The organism is Chengkuizengella sediminis, assembly GCF_010078385.1.
GTDB lineage: Bacteria > Bacillota > Bacilli > Paenibacillales > KCTC-33759 > Chengkuizengella > Chengkuizengella sediminis.
Genome location: NZ_SIJC01000015.1, coordinates 21,956 through 45,774, shown reverse-complemented (window position 1 = coordinate 45,774; position 23,819 = coordinate 21,956). Strand labels below are relative to the sequence as shown.

Genomic DNA, 23,819 nt, shown 5'->3' with positions numbered 1-23,819 from the left:
TTGAAATCTGAGAGGGGGTTGAGCTGATGAATCGTTCTATTCTAATAGGTAGATTAACAAAGGATCCTGAACTTCGCTACACACCATCAGGTGTTGCAGTAACTCAATTTACTTTAGCAGTGGATCGTCCTTTTACAAATGGGCAAGGTCAAAGAGAAGCAGACTTTATCAATATTGTAACTTGGAGGAAGTTAGCTGAAACTTGTGCAAATTATTTGCGTAAAGGTCGGTTAACAGCAGTTGAAGGAAGAATTCAGGTTCGAAATTATGAGAACAATGAAGGAAGACGTGTTTATGTCACTGAAATTGTTGCAGATAATGTTAGATTCTTGGAATCCGCAAACACACAACGCGATGATCAGCATAATCAAGATCCTGGAATGCCAGTTGAACCTTCAAGAAAACCAATGAATCAAGATCCTTTTTCAGATGATAGTAAACCCATCGACATATCAGATGATGACTTACCATTTTAATTTTAAAACATACCTTGGAAGGAGATGAAAACTCAAATGAGCGAAAATAAAACTGAAGAACGTAATGAACAACGATCCGAACGTCCTGATCGTCCAGAACGCAGAGAGCGTAAATTTGGCGGTGGTGGTCGTAGAGGTGGAAGAGGCAAGCGCCGTAAAGTTTGTTATTTCACAGTAAATAAAATCAAACATATTGATTATAAAGATATAGATACATTAAAGAAATTTATCAGTGAAAGAGGTAAAATTTTACCTCGTAGAGTAACTGGTACTTCTGCAAAGTATCAACGTGAACTAACAATTGCGATTAAACGTGCTCGTCAAATTGCATTGTTACCATATACAACGGAATAGTAATAATAAAAAAGACATTGAGGGAAAACCTTGCTGTCTTTTTTTTCTTAGGCAAGCAAATACCATATTTATGATATAATAAGATAATCCATATGATAAACTGTGCTTTTGCTTGCATCAGACTAGAAAGAACATATATGCATGAGGTGAATATATTGTTAAAATATAGCTGGAAATCTTTTCTGTGGAGTACAGCTTACATATTAATCTTGTTATCATTATTTACACCACTTAGTATTATTACATTTAGTATTATGTTAGTTCCAGCCATTATTTTAGCTGTTACCTTAAATCGAAAAACGCTTATGATTCAATATATTATTAGTATTCTTATTTGTAGTTTTATTTTTCCAACTTTATCAATTGGAATCGTGATATTATCGTTGTTTACCTTGATACCATCTATTATAATGGGTGATTTGTATAAAAAGGAATCTGCAGGTGTAACGCTTCTCATAGGTATAATTACGTTGTTGGTATTATTTGTTTCAGCTTTATTTGTTGGTTCTTTATTGGATCTTAATCTCTCTAGAGCAATGGAAGAACTAGTAAATGAAGCTATGAGTCAATATCCAGAATTAAACCAAATTACTACGGAACAAACACTGACGATGCTGAAAAACATGTTGCCATTTTATCTCATTATGAGCTCCCTATTCATCGTTGTTGTTTCCCATTGGTTAAGTCGTATGATACTTCAAAAAATGGACATACAGATCCCTAAGATGAAACCGATAAAGGATTGGAAATTACCTAAATCATTATTGTGGTATTATTTAGGAGCATTGCTTTTACAACTATTTATGAATCCTGAAGAAGGTTCATATATTATGTTAATTACGGTTAACTTAATTCCATTGTTAACATTCATTTTCTCTATCCAAGCGATTTCATTTTTATTTTATATTGCAGATATAAAAAAATGGAGGTTTATTCGAATTATAGGAATCGTTCTATTTCCATTTTTGCCGTTAGTATTTAGTTTTCTAGGAATGTTAGATATTGCTTTTGATATTCGTAAAGGATTTACCTCGTGATAATAAGTTTGAAAAAAACATAAGGAGCGATACTGATATGCCGAAGTTTCTTATGAATCGATGGCAAAACCTTCATACTATATTTAGTTATATTTTATTTTTTACTCTCATTATTGTTCTGTTCATTTATGAATGGATGATAGCTGTCGTTGCTTTAGCGATAGGAACTATTTTGTTGTTATTATCCATTAGAGCAGACAAAACGTTCCATAAAGATCTTCATGACTATGTCATGACTCTTTCACATCGAGTCAAAAAAGCTGGAAATGAAGTCATTCATGAATTGCCTATAGGAATGATTTTATACGATGAGGAAAAAAAGATTGAATGGCACAATCCATATATTGCTCAAATGTTAGGTAAGGAAACTGTTATTGGAGAATCTTTGTTAGAGTTTTTTCCTACATTGGAAGAAGAACAAGAAAATAATGAGGTGGATATATTAATCAACGAACAGCATTATCAAATTTTGAAAAAAGATGATGAGAGATTAATTTACTTTACAAACATCTCAGATTTTAAAAACCTGACAGTGAAACATGAAGAAGAAAAACTGGTTATGGGTATTATCATGATGGATAATGTGGACGAAGCAACTCAAGGTATGGATGATAAAACTCGAAGTTTGGTTTTAGCTCAAATTATTAGTGAACTTACGGAATGGTCCAATCAATTTGGTTTTTATATGCGTAGGATTTCATCAGATAAGTTTTTAATGATCATGAATCAAAAGGTATTACAATCATTAGAGGGATCTCGATTTGAGATATTGGACACCGTTCGTGACATAACCGCAGATCTTAAAATACCTTTAACATTGAGCATAGGTATATCCTCTGGTGTAGAAAATGTAATCGAGCTCGGATCTATTATGCAAACGAGTTTAGATATTTCACTTGGTAGGGGTGGTGATCAAGCCGCCGTCAAAGCAGGGGAGAACCTTACATTTTATGGTGGTAGATCCAATGCAGTTGAAAAAGGGACTAGAGTCAGAGCTAGGGTAATTTCACATGCCCTTAGAGAGTTAATTAGAGAAAGTGATAATGTGATGATTATGGGACATATATATCCAGACTTGGATTCCATTGGAGCTGCCATCGGATTATTAAAAGCAGCTCGTCTTAGTGATAAAAAAGGATATATCGTTTTGGAGGATGTGAATGCGTCCATACAATCTTTGATGGACGAAATTGAAGATCATGAAATATTAAAAGATAGCTTCATTTCACCAGAACAAGCGTTACAATTAATAGATAAACATACTTTAGTCTGTGTAGTAGACACGCATAAAGCTTCAATGGTTCCAGAACCAAAACTACTTCAAATTTCACAGCGAATTTTTGTTGTAGATCACCATAGAAGAAGTGAAGAATTTATTAACGATGCAACACTTGTGTATATCGAACATTATGCTTCATCGACTTGTGAGTTAGTCACTGAAATTTTACAATATTTTCACGATAAAATATCACTTGATAAATTAGAGGCAACAGCTATGCTTGCAGGGATCGTTGTAGACACAAAAAGTTTTTCACTACGAACCGGAGCCAGAACGTTTGAAGCAGCATCATTCTTACGTAGAAATGGAGCAAATTCCTCTACTGTACAAAGAATGTTAAAAGAAGATTTGCTGGACTACTTACAACAAATTGAGATTATAAAAAATGCTAAAATTGTTTATGATCATATTGCTATAGCGGTTGCAAAACCAAATCACAAAAATTCACAGTTGATCATTGCAAAGGTAGCTGATACATTGTTAAATATGACAGACGTAATGGCTTCTTTAGTCATCAGTGAACGACCTGATGGAAAAGTTGGCTTAAGTGCCAGATCATTAGGAGAAGTGAATGTTCAGATCTTAATGGAACGAATGGGTGGTGGAGGCCATTTTTCCAATGCAGGAGCACAGGTTGAAGGCAGCGTTGAAGAAGTCTCTGAACGGTTGGAGCTAGTGTTGTCTGATATAATTAAGGAAGAGGGGTTATTAAAATGAAAGTAATCTTTTTACAAGATGTCAAAGGACAAGGCAAAAAGGGTGAAGTTAAAAACGTATCTGAAGGTTATGCTAGAAACTTTTTAATTCCAAGAGGGTTAGTAAGTTTAGCTACAGGCTCTAACGTAAAACAGCTTGAGCAAAAGAAAAAATCAGAGCAAAAAAAGAAAGATCAACTAAAACTGGATGCAGAGCTTCTTGCTAAAAAAATTGAGTCTACTACGATAGAGATGAAAACAAAAGCAGGTGAAGGTGGGCGTTTATTTGGCTCTATTACAAATAAACAAATAGCAGAAGAATTAAAAAAACAGAAAATAGTTGTTGATAAACGAAAGATTGAATTAGATTCTCCTATTCGTACGTTAGGTGTAACAAAAGTGTCGATTAAAATACATCCAGAAGTAACAGCAGTCGCTAAAGTACAAGTGACAGAAGAATAATCGAAATAGATCAAAGGGGAAGTTCAAGATGAGTGGTGAGACATTTTTTGATCGTATACCTCCGCAAAATATTGAAGCAGAGCAGGCAGTATTAGGAGCGATTTTATTAGATAGTGAAGCATTAATTACTGCTTTAGAAATCATTAAAGAAGATGATTTTTATAAAACCTCTCATCAACGAATTTTTGAAATCATTATTTCTTTAGGAGAGGATCAAGAACCCATAGATTTAGTTACCGTTACTGCTAGATTACAAGATAAGCAGTGGCTAGATGGTGTGGGTGGAGTAAGTTATTTATCAGAACTTGCAAATGCTGTACCAACCTCAGCGAATATTGATTATTATGCTAAAATAATTGAAGAAAAGTCGATTCTAAGGAAGTTAATTAGAACTGCAACACAAATCGTTAGTAATGGATATACAAGTTCTGAAGATATCAGTAATTTATTAGGTGAAGCAGAGCAGAAAATATTAGAAATCTCCAATCGGAGACAAAATAATGGATTCGTAGCTATCAAAGATGTGTTGATGGACGTTTTTGAACAAGTTGAATTTTTATATAATCATAAGGGAGGTATTTCAGGGGTACCCTCTGGATTTACAGATCTAGATAAAATGACAACTGGGTTTAAACCGAATGATTTGATTATCGTAGCGGCAAGACCTTCTGTGGGAAAAACAGCATTTGCTTTAAACATTGCACAGAATGTCGGAGTAAGGGCAAAAGAAACAGTAGCCATATTTAGTCTTGAGATGTCAGCAAGTCAATTAGTTCAACGTATTATTTGTGCTGAATCCAATGTAGATGCTGGTCGACTAAGGACAGGTGCACTTGAAGAAGATGATTGGGAGAAAATGACGATGGCGATTGGCGCTCTTTCTGAAGCAAACATTTTTATTGATGATTCTCCTGGTATAACGGTTTCTGAAATACGCTCCAAATGCCGTAAATTAAAACAAGAACATGGATTAGGTATTATTCTCATTGATTATTTACAATTGATTCATGGAAGAGGTAATGGAGACAACAGACAACAAGAGGTTTCAGAGATATCCAGAAATTTAAAAGCATTAGCTAGAGAATTAGAAGTTCCTGTCATCGCATTATCACAGTTAAGTCGTGGAGTTGAACAAAGACAGGATAAAAGACCGATGATGTCGGATTTACGTGAATCTGGGTCTATTGAGCAGGATGCGGATATCGTTGCCTTTTTATATAGAGATGATTATTATGACAAAGAATCAGAAAAGAAAAATATTATTGAAATTATCATTGCTAAACAACGTAACGGACCTGTTGGTACTGTAGAGCTTGTATTCATGAAAAATTATAATAAATTTGTTAATTTAGATCGATCACATGAAGTACCAGATGCAATAGCCCAGTAATGTGATTATAGAGTTTTGATATATTTCCGAACAATTTTATTTTTATCAATAGAATTGTTCGTTTTTTATTGACTTTAATAGCCTAGATTGCTAAACTTAGGATGCTGATTAAAGGAAATATAAAAACCATAGCAAGTTTTACTCTAATGAGTGTTCAAAAAATTCAATTTTCAGCACCAAGAAGATTGTGCGAATATGTAGCAGCCAATGTATTCGGGGTCCCCGAAAAGTATTAGGACTATACTCCAAAGCTTTCTTCACTTTTTGGGGCAAAGCAAGTGTAGTGATTGGTTACATGAGCACCGGACTTCAAATGTGAGTGCAATATTCGATGTCGAAATCCCTCCCTTGATCCACTTCGTGATCAAAAGGGGATTTTTTGAACGACCTTTATATGAGTAATTCAATATATAGGTATATCATCTACTGGGAGGTAATTATTCATGTCTACTGTAGTTGTTGTTGGAACGCAATGGGGAGATGAAGGAAAAGGTAAAATTACAGACTATTTAGCTGAAAGTGCAGAGGTTGTTTCCAGGTATCAAGGTGGGAATAATGCTGGACATACTATTATTATTAATGGTGAAAAATACAAACTTCACCTAATACCTTCAGGCATTTTTTATGATGATAAAGTATGTGTTATTGGAAATGGAATGGTGATTCATCCTGAAGCTTTAATTGAAGAAATTAACTATATACACGAAAATGGATTTAAGACAAATAATTTAAAAATTAGTGATCGTGCCCATGTCATTATGCCTTATCACATCCTTTTGGATAAACTGGAAGAGAAACGTAAAGGTGATAATAAAATTGGTACAACGGGTAAAGGAATAGGTCCATGTTATATGGATAAAGCAGCACGAAACGGGATTCGTATTTCTGATTTAATGGACGAACAGTTATTTGAAGAAAAACTAAGAAGAATGGTAGCTGAGAAAAATCAAGTCATTGAGAGTGTATTTGGAGAGCAGCCTTTGGACGTTGAAACGATTTTAACTCAATATAAAGGGTATGCAGATACAATCCGTTCTTATGTTACAGATACTTCGGTTGTATTAAATGATTTGATCGATGAGAGTAAAAAAGTACTATTTGAAGGGGCACAAGGGGTCATGTTAGATATTGACCAAGGTACTTATCCATTTGTAACCTCCTCAAATCCAAGTGCTGGTGGAGTATGTATTGGTTCAGGGGTTGGACCTACTAAAATTAATCAAGTCATTGGGGTAGCAAAAGCTTATACAACTAGAGTTGGGGACGGACCATTTCCAACCGAGTTAAACAATGAAATTGGAGATTTTATTCGTGAAACTGGAAAAGAGTATGGAACTACAACTGGTAGAGCTCGAAGAGTAGGGTGGTTTGACAGTGTTGTTGTTCGCCATGCAAAAAGGGTAAGTGGAATTACGGGCTTATCTCTTAACTCCATCGATGTATTAACAGGTTTAGAAACATTAAAAATATGTACGGGATACAAGTATAAAGGTGAAATTATAAAACATTATCCAGCCAATTTAAACATGTTAGCGGATTGTGTTGCTGTATATGAAGAACTTCCAGGCTGGGATGAAGATATAACTGGTGCAAAAAAATTGGATGATCTGCCAAAACAAGCTAGAGATTACCTTGCTAGAATAGAAACTTTAACAGGTATTCCAATTGCGATCTTCTCAGTTGGACCAAATCGTGAACAAACGAATCAAATTAAATCTATTTATGTATCATAAAGTATAATTAAAAAAAGGTTTTGATAAGAAACTCGGCATAATAAGCCGGGTTTTTTTGTTTTTTTAAAACATATCCTTAGTACATTTATATTAATGCATGTATTCCTCAATGTTTTATAGAAATCACTCTTAATGGATTTGTCAAAAAGATAGAATAAAAAATAAGAAGGTTTTTAAGAAATACAGGAATGAAATCCCATCTTTCTAGTCAATACTGTGAAGTATAGTTGCAAAATCGTAGTTTTGGCAGGAGGATGAAAATGAAATTCATAGGATGGTTAAGTAAAACATTATTTCAAACGATTTTAGTAAGCACTCTCACTTTATTTATTACATTGTACATGGTCAATTTATATGTTGACCGATTAATGGGTCAATTGGAGATAGAAAATACATTACCAAAGATACAAATATCAGATGTGTTATCTTATTTTGTGAATCAAGACAATTTACCTAATACCGAAAAAGAATCAAACTCCTCGTTAGAGGAATTTATTAATGATCATGAAAAGCAAAACACAGAACCAGAAACAGTACAAAATGAAGTACTTGATGATGATTTTACCGATACTCAAGAGAATGATGTCGATGCAGTTGAGGTATGGAATCAACAAGAAAATTCTGCAGGTACTGAAGATATGGTCTCAGATGAAGTTTTATTTACAGCCGAAGCATTTACACAGACCAAAGATCTACTTTCTGATGAGGATAAAATGATTATTTTTTCATTGATTATATCCAATTTACCTCAGGGGCAGCTTCAGGAATTATCTACGATGATGGAAGAAGGAATAACCTTAAATGAATTAATCTCAATAGAATCGATTATGAAAGAACATTTAGATGAAGTAGAATATGAACAATTGCTCACAATATTGGAAAAATATTAAACTAGCAATAAGTTGATAAAGGGAGGTAAGCTATGTTAAAGTAGAAAGAAAATGATATGAGGGGACTTAATGTATGAAGTTAAAATTGGGGCAAAAAGAGAGAAAGACACGCCCAGGATTAGCCAGAAAGTCGAATCATAAAATTCAAGATGTTGTATCCATCGCAAAAAATGAAGTTAGTAATTTGCATTTCTGGCTCATAGCAATCGTTATAGCGGCACTTTTTATATCTATTAGTATAGCATCTATATATTTTTATATACATAAAAATACAAATCAAATCTACCATGTCTATTTCGGGGAAGAAAAAGTTGGAACTGTATCGGATCAGCAGGCTATAAATGATTTAATAGCTGACAGACAGGAAACACTAAATAATCAAAACCCGGATTTTGAAGTGCAATTAAACTCAGATCAAATTCGTTTTGATAGCGAAACAGGATATAAGCTAGTAAGTAATGACAAAAAAGCACTTGCGCAAGTTTCAAGAAGATTAGAGTCTCATGTTGTAGGTGTTGAGTTATTAGTAGATGGTGAATTCATCGCAGTTGTTAAGGATGAAGAAACAGCAGGACAAATTTTAGAACAGATTAAAAGTAAATATACTACAGAAGAGTCAGTAGAAAAAGTGGAAAATGAGGTTGCTGTTTTATCTACAAAAGAATCAGATGAGCAAATGGAAGAATCTACTTTAAAAGAAGTTAACTTTGTTGAAGAGGTTGAACTTAATGCGGTTGATACCCAACCAGGAGACATTAAAAATCCAGAAGATGTGCTGACTTCATTGCAAACCGGTAATGTTGTGAAGGTGAAATACACTGTAGTTGAAGGAGATTGTATATCTTGTATCGCTACGAAGTTGGATATACCTTCCTACGTGATTTATGAAAATAACAGCCTAAGTGAAGATAGTATATTAAATATCGGTGATGAGCTGGATGTAACGGTATTAAAACCAACACTTTCTGTGGAAACAATTGAGGAAGTTGTTGAGGAACAAGACATACAATTCGCAAGAGATATTAAAGTTGATCCCACATTAAAAAAAGGGAGAAGCGAAGTGATTACTAAAGGACAAATGGGTAAAAAAGAAATCGTTTTTAAAGTTAATAAATTAGATGGTAGAGAAATTAGTAGAGAGATAATAAAAGATACTACATTAATTGAACCAGTTACGGAAGTTGTTAAACAAGGAAGTAAAATTGTTCCTGGTGCAGGTACTGGAAACTTTAGATGGCCGCTAGTTAGTCCTTCTATCACTAGTTACTATGGATATAGATGGGGTAGTTTGCATGCCGCATTAGACATGGTATCAGGAAATAAAAAGATTCTAGCAGCAGATACAGGTACAGTCGTTTCTGCAGGATGGAATGGTTCTTACGGGAATGCCATTGTGATTGACCACAATAATGGATATAGAACACTTTACGGACATCTAAGCTCAATACATGTGTCCGCAGGGATGAACGTTGAAAGAGGAGAACAAATTGGTGTGATGGGAAGCACTGGAAACTCTACAGGACCTCACTTACATTTTGAAATTATAAAAAATGGAGCTCAGCAGAACCCGTTAGTGTATTTAAATTAATAACAATATAAAATATAATGATAGATAGTGAGGAGCATATATGTTTTCGCACTATCTTTTTTTTAATGAAATGGACATTTAGATAAAAGGCAGGTGTAAGTATGTTTGGGAAAATATTAGTTGTAGATGATGAACAGCCTATTGCAGATATTTTAAAATTCAATTTAGAAAAAGAAGGATACCAGGTTGTGTGTGCATTTGATGGAAATACAGCAGTCAAAATGGCATATGAAGAAAAACCGGATCTTGTATTGTTAGATTTGATGCTGCCTGAAAAAGATGGCATGGATGTATGTCGGGAAATTAGAATGAAACTGAACACACCCATCATCATGCTTACAGCTAAGGATACGGAGTTAGACAAAGTACTTGGATTAGAAATGGGAGCAGATGATTATGTAACTAAACCTTTTAGCACAAGGGAGATTTTAGCTAGGGTAAAGGCACATTTACGTAGACAATCTAAAGTTTTGGATCAAGAAAACAATCAAAATCTAGGGTTGAAAATTAATGATCTGTTTATAGATACAGAGATGTATGTTGTATATAAGGGTACTACCGCTTTGGATTTAACACATCGAGAATTTGAGCTGATTCATTATTTGGCAAAAAATAAAGGGAAAGTGATGACAAGAGAACATTTATTGCAAGCGGTGTGGGGATATGATTATTTAGGAGAAGTTCGAACAGTAGACGTCACCATACGTAGACTAAGAGAGAAAATAGAAGATGACCCCAGTAAACCAGAGTATATTATTACTAGAAGAGGTTTAGGCTATATAATGCTCAATCCCCAAACAGGAGGTTCCTGATGAATGAAAGGAACACGTTTCTTTCAAACGATACAAGTTAAATTAATTATTATTTATGTATTGCTCATTTTAATTGCGATGCAATTAATTGGAATTTATTTTATTCGTACGATGGAAAATTCATTCATCAATAATTTCACTGATTCATTAAATAATCAGGTTGAATTGTTATCTAATTTTGTTCAAAATTATTTAGAACCAAGTAATGATGACACAGGGTTAAATGAAGAAGACCTTCATTCTTTCGTTGAAAATCTGAGCACACTTAGTGGATCACAGATCCAAGTTATTAGTGCGGATGCCATCGTAATGAGCTCTTCAAACCAACCGGATAAAGTAGGTCAAAAAATTACTCAGCCTGCCGAAATCATTCGTTCCATAAATGGGATCCAAGTGCCATTATGGGATGTAAAAGATAGTAGTAACATTCGAAAAAAAGCAATCGCTAAACCTGTTAAAAATGATGATAATAAAGTTATTGGTGCGATTTACATCGTGGCCTCAACTGAGGAGTTATTCAAAACGATTAATAATATTAAACAAATTTTTATAGCAGGAACAATTATTGCCCTTGTACTTACGATCATGTTAAGTATTGTATTATCCAACACGATTACACACCCTATTAAAATGATCACTAAAAAAGCCAAAGCATTAGCAGAAGGAAAGTATAATCAAGAGGTTGTTATTCGAAGCAGTGATGAAATTGGACAACTAGGTTACGCTTTTAATCATATGGTACAACGTCTAAAAGATGCTCTTTACTCAAATGAAGAGGAAAAAAATAAAATTGCATCGATATTGTTAAATATGAGTGATGGTGTCATTGCCACAGATGATAAGGGTAAAGTGATTGTCATTAATTTACGTGCAGAACAAATGTTGGATATTCATGAAGAGGATGTCATAGGGAGAGAAATAGCAGAGATTCTAGGTACTTCTAAAGAAGAAATTGGACGTTACGTTTTAGGAGAACAAAATTCTGTCCTGATAGAATTGCCACGTCAAGATGAAGCAGAGTCTTTGCAAGTTAAGGTTACTTTTACTCCTATTCAGCGTAGAGGAAGAGGGGTAACAGGAACCATTATTGTTTTACAGGATGTCACTGAGCAAGAAAAACTCAATCAATCTAGAAGAGAGTTTGTAGCCAATGTTTCTCATGAATTGAGAACACCTCTTACAACGATAAAAAGTTATTTAGAGGCTTTAGAGGACGGGGCTTTGAATGAGGCTAATCTCGCAAAACGTTTTGTAGGTGTGACCCGTAATGAAGCAGACCGTATGATAAGACTTGTAAGTGATTTGCTTCATCTATCTAGATATGACTCAAATCAAATGGTTGTGATGAAAAAAGAAACAGAAATCAAACAAATGTTGGAGGATGTTGTTGATCGATTTTCCTTTCAATTAAAACAGCGTAATATAAAATTAATTCTTTCAATGGATCAATCTATACATACCATCATGATCGATCCAGATAAATTAGATCAGGTATTAGACAATTTAATATCAAATGCCATTAAATATACAGCTGATGAAGGGGAAATTGAAATTAACTGTAGAAGAAAAGGGCAGGATTGGATTGAGATTTCTGTCCAGGATAATGGACTAGGAATACCTAAGAAAGATATTCATCGTATTTTTGAACGGTTTTATAGGGTGGACAAAGCCAGATCACGTAATATGGGCGGGACTGGGTTAGGTCTTTCTATTGCAAAAGAAATTATTAACGCACATGGTGGAGAAATCACGTTAGAATCTGAGCTTCATAAAGGAACAAAAGTGACTTTTATTATACCGACTTTTCATCTGGAAGGTGAGCAGCAATGATGGAAAAAATAAAATCGCTCATACTTACTTTATTGGTTTTTTTCAGTTTGTTTCAAAGTTATTTATTAGTATATAGTAAGCCTGATTTTAACCCAGTGAATCAAGATGAGTATATCGATACAAGATTAAATGGTTCACAGGAAAATGTAGTGAATATGATTTTCCCTAAACACATGGTATTACATTTTGGTGATGACAAACACACGATGGTATATCCAAACTTCAAGTTTTATAACGATATTTATGAAAAAATAACGCAAAGAACTTTTGAAAGCTTCAGACCTGTTACCATTTCACCAGTTGAAAAAGTGAAAATGAGAGAATATCAGGGGCTTGAATTAGAATTTATGGATGGTATTCCTGTGCAATGGTTGGAAAATACGATGCAGGTTAACTCTGAGAGTATTAATCGGAATGTTAGCGTAAATAAAATATGGATTTATGTGACTGAAAATCAAGAAATAAGAACTTTATTTTTTGATGACTCTACACTAAAAGTTTATGAAGCAACTAAGGTAGACCTGAAAGTTGAGGACATTCAGGAATATGTTGGTTACGGTGAGTTCCAGCCAACTTATCACACGAATAACGGAATATATTATCTACCTGATGAACCGTTGCAAATGGTTAGATTAACTGTAGGTTACAGCCATTTTCAAAAAGATCAGTTAGTTGCAAGTCTATTTGTAGATCCAAATATGAGTCGAACAGTAGTTGATAGTGAAGGACGAGAAATCATATCGGATGGAGCGATAGGTCTAGAGCTGAATGAAAATCAAAATTGGATGAGTTATTATGATCCTGAAACACCAGTAGAAAGCTCATCTGATTTGATGGATGACTTATTAACCTCTATAAAATTTGTAAATCAACATGGAGGTTGGAGTAGAACCCATTTAATTAGTACAATTTCTGATGAAAATGAAGAACAATTTTTCAAGTTTCAACAATATGTAAAACCAGCACCCAATGTTCAAGCTCTACCTATACTTCCTTCTGAGAGACTCAAACTAGGTTACGTAGATATAACGATGCAAAAAGGGGTAGTCACTGATTATGAACGTTCATTAATCAATTTGAGCAACGTTAACGTACAAAAATCTGCGTATCAATTACTAGGTGGAGAGGTGTTGGAGCAACTAATTCGTAAATACGAACAAGATTTTAACATCATTAATATTTTTCCAGCATATTATCCTATTGTTAAAGAGGAATATATTGATTTAATTCCATACTGGGCCTATGAATTATCAGATGGAACATTTGGTTTTCTTATACAATGAAATCATGATGGAGACTAAAGTTTTGATTGTAAGGAGTGATTAGACATGGAATGGGGACGAGCTAAATCTATCTTAATTTTTACATTTTTATTGTTAAATCTATTGTTAGGATATCAATTATGGATCAATAATATTAACTTGTTAAACCCATTCTTTGGAGGAAACGAAATTGTTCAGGAAACAAGGAAACTTTTAGAAGAGAAAGGAATTGTGTTTGAAGAGGAAATACCTGTAGATACATTAAGCTTAAAACAAATCACAATCGATTTTGAAGATAAATATGAACTTGATGAGGTGAAACTAACCCAGCCGATTGAAATGAATCAGTTCAATATTAAAGAAACTTCCAAAGAGATTTCCCAGGAAATTATAAACTTTGATCAATATCAGGTTGATGAAATATTAAGTGATGAGAATCACAAAGTTTTTAATCAATTATATGAAAACTTGCCGTTATTTGATGTACAATTAACTTTATACGGGACGGAAGACCAGCTAACCCACTATAATCAGAAAGCTGCAATTGTCACACCAGATAAGATTCAAGAAGAGCAGGAAGTATTAGCAGCCCCTTTAATTATTAATCTTTTGGTAGAGAACTATCTGAAACGGGGAGAAGTTATAGAGGATATTCAGCTAGGATATCAAGGTTTTGAAATTAACCCGCAGGTATTATTTCCGAAATGGAGAATTGCCATGGGTAGTGGGGATATTTATTATGTACATGCTTTTACAGGAAAAGTTGAGGTTGTTCAATCACAATAACAATCATAATGATAGCAATTGAAGGAGCAAAATTACAAATATGGGGATTAAATTTAGTGTACTAGCAAGTGGTTCAACAGGTAATGCGATGGTTGTACAATCGAATGAAACTCAGCTACTTATTGATGCTGGATTAAGTGGTAAAAAAATAGAAAGTTTGATGCAGGAAAGAGGCACATCTTGCGCTGATTTAGAAGGAATATTAGTTACACATGAGCATTCTGATCATATCAAAGGATTAGGTGCTTTATCTAGAAAATATAAACTTCCTATCTATGCAAATCAGAAAACTTGGGATGCGTTAAATAAATCTGTTGGAAAAATAGAGGATGACTTTAGAAAAGTGATACAAACACAAAATCAGATTGACTTTGGCTCCTTAAAGGTAGATTCATACTCTATATCACATGATGCAGCAGAACCTGTAGGTTATTGCTTTAGTGAAGATGAGCAAAAATTAAGCCTAGTTACAGATATCGGATATATGAGTCAGAATGTGAAAGATAAAGTAGTAGATTCTGATGTCATTATTATTGAATCAAACCATGATATTGAGATGTTAAGAATGGGAAGATATCCTTGGAATATAAAAAGAAGGATCCTAGGGGATTTAGGACACCTCTCCAACGAAGCCGCAGGAGAGGCATTATGTGAAATCATTTCTATGAAAACAAAACGAGTTTATTTAGCTCACTTAAGCAGAGACCATAATTTAATGGATTTAGCTAGGCTAACTGTGGAAAACGTATTAAATGAAAATGAGATAAGCTTAAAGGAGCATAAAATCAAATTAAAAGATACATATTTTGATAGAGCTACCGAATGGGATGATTTGAGTATAAGTTAGTTTTCTCGTGAGGTACATCTGTGTCTAATTGTTTCATTTTTAAAAGCACTTCATCATAAGATAAGATGTTTTTTTCTAAAAGCAGCTCCATAATGGAGTTAATCAGTAATGTATTTTTATAATGCTCTTCTTTTAAATCAGCCAGTTTAGCAATCATATCTACTTCATCTAAGGGGGAAAGCGTTTTACTCATAAAACAAACTCCTCTCTTTTTTGGATCGTTTTTTATCAAAGTATCGATCCATTACCATTCTTACATGAGATTATAGGTTTTAGGTATACTATTGTATCAAGTAGGTAAAATGAAAACATCTAATATGTTCGTTATACTTATTTTAGACTCAATATTTGGAATTTATTCCTAATCATAATTTAAAAATTTAAACACCGATAAATAATGAGTTGTAACTATAAAGATACACGAACAAACGTTCCAAGTCAATTATTGCTTTGATATTTTAATTACTCCATTGATACCACATTTTCCTGCAAGTAAATAAAATTTATATTGTTAGAAAATAAAAATATCGTGACTGCTCTTAATCGTTCCACTTGCAAGATAATAGGCTTGTCCATACTTTATACATACGAAAGAAAGGTTGAAATTAGAACATGCAAATACAATTTGTTACCGTAGGAAAATTGAAAGAAAAATATTTTGTACAAGGCATTTCTGAATACATGAAACGGTTACAGTCCTATGCAAAGGTGAAAATCATTGAAGTGTCAGATGAAAAAGCACCAGAACAATTAAGTGAAGCGGATGCTATACAAGTCAAAGAGAAAGAGGGAAAGCGTATTCTAACACAAATCAAACCAGATCACTATGTTTTTGCCTTAGCGATTAACGGACAATTGTGGTCCTCAGAGCAATTAGCTGAAAACATTGAAAAACTAACTACTTATGGTCGAAGTCAACTTACCTTTGTGATTGGGGGTTCATTGGGGTTATCTGACGAAGTATTAAATAGAGCGGATCAGAAGCTTTCCTTTGGTAAAATGACCTATCCGCATCAGTTAATGCGTTTGATTTTGGTTGAGCAGGTATATCGGGCATTTAAGATTAATAGGGGGGAACCTTATCATAAGTGATGAAGGCTTTAGTTATACGTAAACTACATCAATATGAATACTATATCGAAAGCTAATAAGACACTCTTATCTTGTTGGCTTTTTTATTTCACTCTAAATGGCTGAATATGACACATATATTTACTTCTTTAAAGGACAATTTTACAAGTAAACTAGAAGGAGATTTTTGTATGATGTTCGGATTTAATACTATGGAAGTACCATCACTATCTCAGGTAGGTGGTAAGGCTAAAGTACTAATCGAAACATCCCAGGATTTGATGTACCGGAAGGTTTTGTGCTATCTGTAGTCCGTTCAAATCTCCTTTAAGCTAAGATATTAGTTGCGCCCCAGAATGAAAAAATTACCGAATCATTAAATGATTTCCTTCCGTCTGATCTGCTGGGGTGCAACATTATTAAGATAAAAATGGTTTGAATCATTCTAAATCCTATCTCAATAGTTACTTATCATTTATTTTTCATCATTTTTCACCTAACTCTTTTGGAAGAAACTTCAAAAAATCAAGAATAAGACTTAAGCCTTCTCTTACATCTCGATCAAATAGCGAGAGGGTGAGTTTCATCGTCGTTAACGGTTCTTTTCCTAGACGATTAAGCTTCGCTTTATCAAAAGCACTAACGGCTCCCTCTGCGATATCTATTGACCCTTTCTGAACAAGCGTATCCGCTATTTCAATCCCTTTAATCGCCTTTTCGACCATATCTGAAATCATCGTACCTGTTATCGATTGTTTTGTACTGCCAATGAATTCGGCCAGCTGTACCAACGTTTGCAATGTTCCACTTTCTTCAATCTTCTTCAATTCAAGAAGTGTTGTTTGTAAGCTTTTACTGACTTCAGGAAGAATGGTTAACAATTCAATTGTTTCAGGTTGGATGATGCCATCTGCAATCTCTGAAGCCTTGACAGCTTTCTCAGCAAGGTTGCTCACCATCTCTCCAGTTACGGCTTGTGAGGTAGCATCGATAAAGTTTTTCAATTTTTCACTAGAATTATTGGTCAATAAGTGTTCTTGTGTGTTATTTATTGTCATATTGAACACCTTCTTTATAAAATTCCTCGAACATTCAACCAGTATAATTCACCATACACCGTCTTAAACCAATGAAGTAAATCAGAAGTTGCTGCTGGTTTAGGTGGTGTTTCATAATCAAAGGTAATCATACTAGCATCTTCGAGACTATTTTCTAAAAAACAAGCTACTTTACCGTTATAAAATGCAGTTTCCGGGCGTCCTTTGATGCGATTTACAATATTCAGTGTTAATTTTTCACCTTGATAATGAGCTGTAGAACCTGCTTTACTAATCGGCAGGTTGGTTGCATCACCAATGACATAAACATTGTCTGAACCAATCATTTTTAATGTGTGGCGGTCGGTAGGAATGAATCCTATTTCGTCTCCAATCCCTGAATCCAGAATAACTTTGGCACCTTTATGCGCTGGAATTGAGATCAGCATATCATAGTCGTGCTCCTGACCATCCATTGTCATTGCAACCTTGCGTTTTGGGTCTACTTCTTCTAAATTAAAAAATGTTTCCAATTCAATGTTCCGTTTTTCAAACTCAGGTTGCGCCCACTCTGAAACAGGCTGTAACGAATGAATTCTGCCGATGGGGTATGTGTACTTAATTTGTACATTTTCACGCAGCCCCCGCTTTCGATAGTAATCATCGAGCATTAGCGCCAATTCTAGCGGAGCTGCAGGACATTTGTGTGGAACATCAACTGTTATTAAAATTTTCCCCTGTTTCAATTCTACTAATGCATCTCTTAATTCCATCGCACCTTCAAAGGTGTAAAAATTGTAGGCCCCTTCCTGCAAACCCGGAACACTTTGAAAATCTAAATGAGAACCAGTAGCAATCAATAGAATATCGTATGGATACTCCTTTTTTGCTGAGATTATAATATTTTTTTCTAGTACAATTTTTTCAATTTCATCGTATTCAATTCGTACATTTCTATGAACAATAGACTGCTGTTTGCGGATAAAATGATCCGGTGCCTTTTCGTTAAATGCTACAAACAAATAACCAGGCTGATAAATATGTTGATCTGTGTTGGAAATGAGATTAATTTCAACTTCATCGTGATTAATTTCTTCTTGCAGCTGACGTGCTAATTTATTAGCAACCATCATGCCTCCAGTTCCACCACCGATAATGACGATATTTTTCTTCATGGAGAATCTCTCTCTTTCCATTGAAAATTTTTAAAAAATACCTGAGCTATCTCATTTTTTTTACAATAATTTTGTATTCTTCACCAAACTGATCTGTATTAATAACCTCATGCCCCATTTTATTTACCCATTCAGGTATATCCACAGCCGAGCCTTTGTCAGATGAAATAACTTCAATGATATCTCCAACATTACTAGTTTTGATCGTTTTTATTAGCTCCATTAATGGACCCGGACAATAGGAACCGCGAGCATCAACGGATTTGGTGACTTCTACCTCTCCCATGATAAACCTCTCCTAAAAATAAATTTTAATTTACATCGTAATGACTTGCGAATTTTGTGTCATGCCTAGAAAAGCAGTAGCACCGATAATATCATCGAATACATCGATCATATCTTTCTTTTCCCATCCCATAACATCCATGGCCATTGCACATCCATAAATGTTTAATTCTCCTAGATCTTTTCCTTCTTGTAATAGATGGTCGAATAAAGGGAGTTCCTTCAAAAGCATTTCCTTTCCAACAGTTCCTGTTTTAAACTCTTTCTTACTGAAATGATCCTTATGGAAAGCTTTAAGGGCATTCATCGTAACGAAAAAGTTCACTTTCATGTCTGACATAGAAGCCACTGAGCCAACTAATGCACCTGCATGAAGTTTTTCAAGATCTTCACTCAACAAGATAATTCCTATGGATGGTTGTTGTGTCATTTTTATTTCCTCCTTAAATTGAATATTTCATTTACAAGTTTATTATATATTACCCATAGGGGTATATGTATTATAATTGTTACAATTTGATGGATATACTTTTAATATTCGAAATTCTTCAATTTGACAAACTCGATTCATCTATACGTATTACTAATGTAGTAAAATATATGTATACAAACATGATTTCAGTTAGTCATCTTTATATAAATTCCCTTAATCATACTTTTTGGATATATCTGTTCAACTAAAAAGCTGAACAAGATATCATATATTGTCCTAATAAAATATAGGGAGGGCTGCATCATGTATAAACCAGAACGTTTGAAGGTAAGTGTAGTTGTTGTACTACTCTTTTTTTTGTTGTTTAGTTTTCCATTCTCCAATATGGTATCAGCAAATGTATTAACAAAAGATTTTGAATTTGGAACGTGGCAAATGATTGTTGATGGAGAATCTGGAGAAGGAGCATTTTTTTATCGGTTTGATTTCAAAGACGAAGGTAAAGTAACTGTCATCAAACAATATGGTGGAAATAATATTGAGGAAGAAAAAACTTGGCAGCTTAATGAAAACCTACTAAGTATTACTAGTGATAGTGGTGCATTGATTACTGACTTTGACAATATTCCATTTACGGTTAATGAAGAAGGTGATCTATTATATAAGAATGGTTTTTATGAAGGCGTTGCCAAAGAACATAATAGCCCATTATCGATTTTTCATTGGGTTATGATTTTAGTCGTTTTAATGGGATTGAATGAACTGTTCCGTAAATCGAAATGGGCAGGAATTATTTTCTATTTCATTTTACCCATTGCGTTATTGCCAATTTGGACAAGTTACGGTGTTACGTATTGGTTTAAGTGGGTAAAAGTATATTCAGTTGTAGGTGCTAGTGTTTGGTTTATATTGATGAGATATACTAAACTAGGTGGTTTAACATCAGCAAAACTTGTAGCTGCTTTATTTTTAGCACTAAACATTGGAGAGGCTGTTACACAGGATTTTACAATGGGATATTTACCTAATATTTTAAATGGAATAGCGGGTGTATTGTCGATTGCTACTTTGTTTTATGGTTTTAAGGACATATATATTGAAGACTCTAAAGAGAGGGATATGCTTTGGACAAAAATGCCCCTTCTGTGGATTATTGCTTATGATATTTGGAACTGGGTTTTTGTTTATTTAAATTTCCCTGGCTCAGCATCTGCCCAATTTATGGTGTTGCTTGCATGTACAATACCCGCAATGTTTATAAAAAAAGGGACTTGGCTACAAGCTCGCGCATTTACATTAGCAGCTTGGTTCATGTATTATTTTACTTTTCCGAGATTTACAGAGTCTGCAGAATTACTAGTCCCACGAAACGACTTCTTAATGCTTTCAGTAGCAGCAATTAGTTTAATAGCAAATGCTGCATATGCTTATATTTATGTAAAACGTGTAATAAGATCGAAAAAACAAGGTAAACTTACTCTTGTTTAAATTATGATTTAACATTTTGGTTATATGGGATGTGAAAAGTACCGCTCAAAACAGGGAGCGGTACTATTTTTCTTAAAAAGTTCTGATGAATCACCTCACCATTCCTTAGGCTGATAGTTTAGATCTTGAAATAATCGATTTTTTTCTTTTTTTGATAAATCTCTCCATTGGCCGAAGGGTAGATTACCTAAATGAATGTTCATAATTCGAGTTCGTTGTAGTCTGTATACTTCATATCCTAACGCTTCGCACATGCGGCGTATTTGGCGATTTAAGCCTTGTGTTAAAATAATTTGAAAATCGAATTTTGTTAGTTGTTTAATTTCACAAGGAAGAGTTTTTGTACCTAAAATTTTTACTCCCTCTGACATCTTTTTCAGAAATTCAGGAGTGATTGGTTTGTCTACGGAAACTACATATTCTTTTTCATGTTTATTTTCTACACGCAATATCTCATTTACAATATCTCCATCGTTTGTAAGAAGGATCAAACCATCTGAGTCTTTATCAAGTCGCCCGATATTAAAGATTCTTAACGGATGATTGACTAGATCAATAATATTTCCTTTTACATTCTTTTCTGTTGTACTTGTAATACCTGCTGGTTTGTTTAAAGCGATATAAACATTATTTCTTGCCACTCGAATGATTTCTCCACTTACCTTTACTTCATCACCAGGTTCAACTTGACTGCCTATCTCTGCTGTTTTCCCATTTATAGTGACTCTTCCTTCATGAATTAATTTATCTGCTCCACGTCTAGAGGCTTTTCCTGTCTCACTAATAAATTTATTTATACGCATGTTAACTACATCCTTAATTTAGAAAGTTATAGCTTTAAGAATACCCAAATAACACCTTATTTTCAAGGTCGTATCAAAATCTAATGTCTTTAATTAATAGTGTCCAAATGGTAAAATTGTTGAATAAATAGAGGTAATAGCTTGAAGGTAAGTATTATATATACTGATGATTATATTTAGGAGTGGAATTCGATGAAAACCGTACAAAAGATAAAAAAAATCGGTAAAAGATTTTACTATATGACCCCTGTGTCAGAAACGGATCGTCCAATATTAGGCATGGTGGTTGGTGATAATAAGACACTGATGATTGATGCTGGGAACTCAGAAGAACATGCTCAATATTTTTTGGATGAGCTTTCTAAAAAACAAGTTTCTAAACCGAATATTGTAGCATTAACTCACTGGCATTGGGATCATATATTTGGACTTTCTTCTTTAACAAACGCCATTTCTATTTCATATAAAGAAACAAAAGAGGAGATGGAGAAGTTAACCCTCCTTTCATGGTCAGATGAGGCAATAGATGAGCGAGTAAAAGAAGGGACAGAAATCGAATTTTGTGCAAACGCCATAAAAAAAGAGTTCGTTAATCATAGAGATATTACGATTACTTTACCTACAATGACATTTGAAAATAAGCTTGAAATTGATCTTAGTGGAGTGACCTGTGTATTACAACATGTTGGTGGAGATCACGCAGCAGATTCTGTGGTAGTTTTTATAAAAGAAGAAAAGGTTTTGTTTTTAGGAGACTGTATTTATCCGGATATCTTTTCAAAGGAAACAAATTATACTATAAAAAGAACATTAGCGTTGTTGGAAGTATTGGAAACATTTGAAGCGGAAACCTATGTATACTCACATGGGACAGCGATCTCGAAAAAAGAGTTCAGTCAGGAAGTCAGCCTATTAAGATCATTAGCCAAATATACTGATCTTTACAAAGGTGATAAAAACAGTATACAGGATGCTTATACAAAACAAGTGGAGCGGGCACTGAGTGAGGAAGAGCTCGAAACGATGGAGTTCTTTGTGAATGGATATCAACTGCAACAGTGAAATATAGCTATGAATTGTAGGGTTTTTGAGCAGAATAATAGAATAGGTAATGCATGAAATAGTGAGGGAGGGGTTAAATTGATTTCTTTTGAAGAAGTAATGACCAAACTTGAAGAGCTTGGAAATGAGCAAACGAAAAAAATCTTCAAGAATCATGGAGCGATCGAGCCTTTATATGGAGTGAAGGTTGGTGATCTAAAAAAACATCTAGTGAAAAAAGTAAAGAAGGATCAAGACTTGGCTTTGAAATTGTATGAATCGGGAAATAGTGATGCCATGTACTTGGCTGGTTTATCCGTAGACCCGAAACAAATGACAAAAGAACAGTTGCAGCATTGGGTTGAACAAGCTAGTTGGTATATGTTAAGTGAATATACGGTTGCACAGGTAGCAGCTGAATCTCCTTATGCACTAGAATTAGCTAGAGAGTGGATGTCTTCAGAGAAAGAAATGATAGCTACCGCGGGTTGGAGTGTTTATTCAAATTACTTATCCATTACCCCAGATGATCATATTGATGGGGAGGAAGTAAAGAAACTTCTAGAAAAAGTAGAGCATTCTATTCATGGGGAAAGAAATCGGGTTCGTTATGTAATGAATGGGTTTGTTATTTCTGTAGGAGCTTATTATCCATCTCTGACTGAAGAAGCAAAACGTATTGCAGAAGACATTGGGAAAGTGAAAGTCAATATGGGTAAAACATCTTGTAAAGTACCACTTGCGAAAGAATATATTGAAAAAATAGAGAGCAGAGAAGCGATTGGTAAGAAACGAAAAACGTGCATTTGTTAAAAACTATTACATATTCCTCTAACTGATATAAATCAAATGTATGCTGAGCTAAATAAAAAGAGGAGGTGTTATAGTTGAAATTGTATGATTTCCTAGCACAGGTTTGAAATTCAAACTTAGCTATATGAAAAACAGTAGGCACTTTAATCAAGTTTCTCAGAGCATTTGTAAGTTGTCATTCTCATAAATTATTTTTAGTAAAACGACTCTAATCGTTGATTCCTTAATACTA

General features: G+C 34.1%; 24 protein-coding genes. 18 read left to right on the top strand and 6 right to left on the bottom strand.

Going from position 1 to position 23,819, the window contains the following annotated elements:
- Nucleotides 1–23: 23 nt before the first annotated feature.
- The 14 genes from ssb to EPK97_RS19445 all read left to right on the top strand — a co-directional run bounded on the left by ssb (nucleotide 24) and on the right by EPK97_RS19445 (nucleotide 15,441).
- Nucleotides 24–476: a single-stranded DNA-binding protein gene (gene ssb, locus EPK97_RS19510; RefSeq protein WP_162038333.1), complete on the top strand. Its 453-nt coding sequence runs from the start codon at nucleotides 24–26 to the stop codon at nucleotides 474–476.
- A gap of 36 nt (nucleotides 477–512) precedes the next feature.
- Nucleotides 513–830, top strand: coding sequence for a 30S ribosomal protein S18 (gene rpsR / locus EPK97_RS19505; protein WP_162038308.1), 318 nt, complete (start codon nucleotides 513–515; stop codon nucleotides 828–830).
- A 155-nt stretch (nucleotides 831–985) separates the two neighbouring features.
- Nucleotides 986–1,867, top strand: a complete 882-nt coding sequence (locus tag EPK97_RS19500; protein WP_162038307.1) for a DUF2232 domain-containing protein — start codon at nucleotides 986–988, stop codon at nucleotides 1,865–1,867.
- Nucleotides 1,868–1,904: 37 nt separating this feature from the next.
- The gene (locus EPK97_RS19495) at nucleotides 1,905–3,863 is read left to right on the top strand and encodes a DHH family phosphoesterase (protein WP_162038306.1); all 1,959 of its coding nucleotides are present in this window, start codon (nucleotides 1,905–1,907) and stop codon (nucleotides 3,861–3,863) included.
- Nucleotides 3,860–4,303 (top strand): 50S ribosomal protein L9, encoded by a 444-nt coding sequence (gene rplI / locus EPK97_RS19490; RefSeq protein WP_162038305.1) that lies wholly within the window; start codon nucleotides 3,860–3,862, stop codon nucleotides 4,301–4,303. The genes EPK97_RS19495 and rplI overlap by 4 nt, the downstream gene beginning before the upstream one ends.
- Before the next feature lie 28 nt (nucleotides 4,304–4,331).
- Nucleotides 4,332–5,693, top strand: coding sequence for a replicative DNA helicase (gene dnaB / locus EPK97_RS19485; protein WP_162038304.1), 1,362 nt, complete (start codon nucleotides 4,332–4,334; stop codon nucleotides 5,691–5,693).
- Between the two features lie 443 nt (nucleotides 5,694–6,136).
- A complete protein-coding gene (locus tag EPK97_RS19480) occupies nucleotides 6,137–7,426 on the top strand; it encodes an adenylosuccinate synthase (protein ID WP_162038303.1) in 1,290 nt (429 codons plus the stop codon).
- A gap of 260 nt (nucleotides 7,427–7,686) precedes the next feature.
- Nucleotides 7,687–8,316 (top strand): hypothetical protein, encoded by a 630-nt coding sequence (locus tag EPK97_RS19475; protein ID WP_162038302.1) that lies wholly within the window; start codon nucleotides 7,687–7,689, stop codon nucleotides 8,314–8,316.
- 73 nt (nucleotides 8,317–8,389) lie between these two features.
- On the top strand, nucleotides 8,390–9,904 hold the full coding sequence (locus tag EPK97_RS19470; protein ID WP_162038301.1) for a M23 family metallopeptidase: 1,515 nt from the start codon (nucleotides 8,390–8,392) through the stop codon (nucleotides 9,902–9,904).
- Between the two features lie 101 nt (nucleotides 9,905–10,005).
- Nucleotides 10,006–10,716: a response regulator YycF gene (yycF, locus tag EPK97_RS19465; protein ID WP_162038300.1), complete on the top strand. Its 711-nt coding sequence runs from the start codon at nucleotides 10,006–10,008 to the stop codon at nucleotides 10,714–10,716.
- Between the two features lie 3 nt (nucleotides 10,717–10,719).
- A complete protein-coding gene (walK, locus tag EPK97_RS19460; RefSeq protein WP_162038299.1) occupies nucleotides 10,720–12,546 on the top strand; it encodes a cell wall metabolism sensor histidine kinase WalK in 1,827 nt (608 codons plus the stop codon).
- On the top strand, nucleotides 12,546–13,829 hold the full coding sequence (locus EPK97_RS19455) for a YycH family regulatory protein (protein ID WP_162038298.1): 1,284 nt from the start codon (nucleotides 12,546–12,548) through the stop codon (nucleotides 13,827–13,829). Before walK ends, EPK97_RS19455 begins: the two co-directional genes overlap by 1 nt.
- Nucleotides 13,830–13,874: 45 nt before the next feature.
- Nucleotides 13,875–14,594 (top strand): two-component system regulatory protein YycI, encoded by a 720-nt coding sequence (gene yycI / locus EPK97_RS19450; protein ID WP_162038297.1) that lies wholly within the window; start codon nucleotides 13,875–13,877, stop codon nucleotides 14,592–14,594.
- A gap of 40 nt (nucleotides 14,595–14,634) precedes the next feature.
- The gene (locus EPK97_RS19445) at nucleotides 14,635–15,441 is read left to right on the top strand and encodes an MBL fold metallo-hydrolase (protein ID WP_162038296.1); all 807 of its coding nucleotides are present in this window, start codon (nucleotides 14,635–14,637) and stop codon (nucleotides 15,439–15,441) included.
- On the opposite strand, the gene EPK97_RS19440 is transcribed toward EPK97_RS19445, so the two are convergent.
- Nucleotides 15,410–15,634, bottom strand: a complete 225-nt coding sequence (locus tag EPK97_RS19440; RefSeq protein ID WP_162038295.1) for a hypothetical protein — start codon at nucleotides 15,632–15,634, stop codon at nucleotides 15,410–15,412. The two genes, EPK97_RS19445 and EPK97_RS19440, sit on opposite strands and share 32 nt — an antisense overlap.
- Before the next feature lie 419 nt (nucleotides 15,635–16,053).
- Here EPK97_RS19440 and rlmH point away from each other — a divergent pair, with 419 nt between their 5' ends.
- Nucleotides 16,054–16,533, top strand: a complete 480-nt coding sequence (gene rlmH, locus EPK97_RS19435; RefSeq protein WP_162038294.1) for a 23S rRNA (pseudouridine(1915)-N(3))-methyltransferase RlmH — start codon at nucleotides 16,054–16,056, stop codon at nucleotides 16,531–16,533.
- A 464-nt stretch (nucleotides 16,534–16,997) separates the two neighbouring features.
- Here the strand turns inward: rlmH and EPK97_RS19430 are convergent, their stop codons facing one another.
- The 4 genes from EPK97_RS19430 to EPK97_RS19415 all read right to left on the bottom strand — a co-directional run bounded on the left by EPK97_RS19430 (nucleotide 16,998) and on the right by EPK97_RS19415 (nucleotide 19,439).
- Nucleotides 16,998–17,471 (bottom strand): helical membrane plugin domain-containing protein, encoded by a 474-nt coding sequence (locus tag EPK97_RS19430; protein WP_162038293.1) that lies wholly within the window; start codon nucleotides 17,469–17,471, stop codon nucleotides 16,998–17,000.
- 113 nt (nucleotides 17,472–17,584) lie between these two features.
- Nucleotides 17,585–18,724 carry an NAD(P)/FAD-dependent oxidoreductase gene (locus EPK97_RS19425; RefSeq protein WP_162038292.1) on the bottom strand — a complete coding sequence of 380 codons (1,140 nt, stop codon included), beginning with the start codon at nucleotides 18,722–18,724 and terminating at the stop codon, nucleotides 17,585–17,587.
- Between the two features lie 46 nt (nucleotides 18,725–18,770).
- Nucleotides 18,771–19,010, bottom strand: coding sequence for a sulfurtransferase TusA family protein (locus EPK97_RS19420; protein ID WP_162038291.1), 240 nt, complete (start codon nucleotides 19,008–19,010; stop codon nucleotides 18,771–18,773).
- Nucleotides 19,011–19,040: 30 nt separating this feature from the next.
- Nucleotides 19,041–19,439 (bottom strand): DsrE/DsrF/DrsH-like family protein, encoded by a 399-nt coding sequence (locus tag EPK97_RS19415; RefSeq protein WP_162038290.1) that lies wholly within the window; start codon nucleotides 19,437–19,439, stop codon nucleotides 19,041–19,043.
- Nucleotides 19,440–19,745: 306 nt separating this feature from the next.
- On the opposite strand from EPK97_RS19415, the gene EPK97_RS19410 reads away from it, so the two are divergent.
- Entirely contained in the window at nucleotides 19,746–20,930 is a 1,185-nt protein-coding gene (locus EPK97_RS19410) for a DUF5692 family protein (RefSeq protein ID WP_162038289.1), read from the top strand.
- Between the two features lie 95 nt (nucleotides 20,931–21,025).
- Here the strand turns inward: EPK97_RS19410 and rluF are convergent, their stop codons facing one another.
- Nucleotides 21,026–21,733, bottom strand: coding sequence for a 23S rRNA pseudouridine(2604) synthase RluF (rluF, locus tag EPK97_RS19405; protein ID WP_162038288.1), 708 nt, complete (start codon nucleotides 21,731–21,733; stop codon nucleotides 21,026–21,028).
- A 192-nt stretch (nucleotides 21,734–21,925) separates the two neighbouring features.
- Here rluF and EPK97_RS19400 point away from each other — a divergent pair, with 192 nt between their 5' ends.
- Nucleotides 21,926–22,795 carry an MBL fold metallo-hydrolase gene (locus EPK97_RS19400; protein WP_162038287.1) on the top strand — a complete coding sequence of 290 codons (870 nt, stop codon included), beginning with the start codon at nucleotides 21,926–21,928 and terminating at the stop codon, nucleotides 22,793–22,795.
- 81 nt (nucleotides 22,796–22,876) lie between these two features.
- Nucleotides 22,877–23,587 carry a DNA alkylation repair protein gene (locus tag EPK97_RS19395; RefSeq protein WP_162038332.1) on the top strand — a complete coding sequence of 237 codons (711 nt, stop codon included), beginning with the start codon at nucleotides 22,877–22,879 and terminating at the stop codon, nucleotides 23,585–23,587.
- Nucleotides 23,588–23,819: the final 232 nt, after the last annotated feature.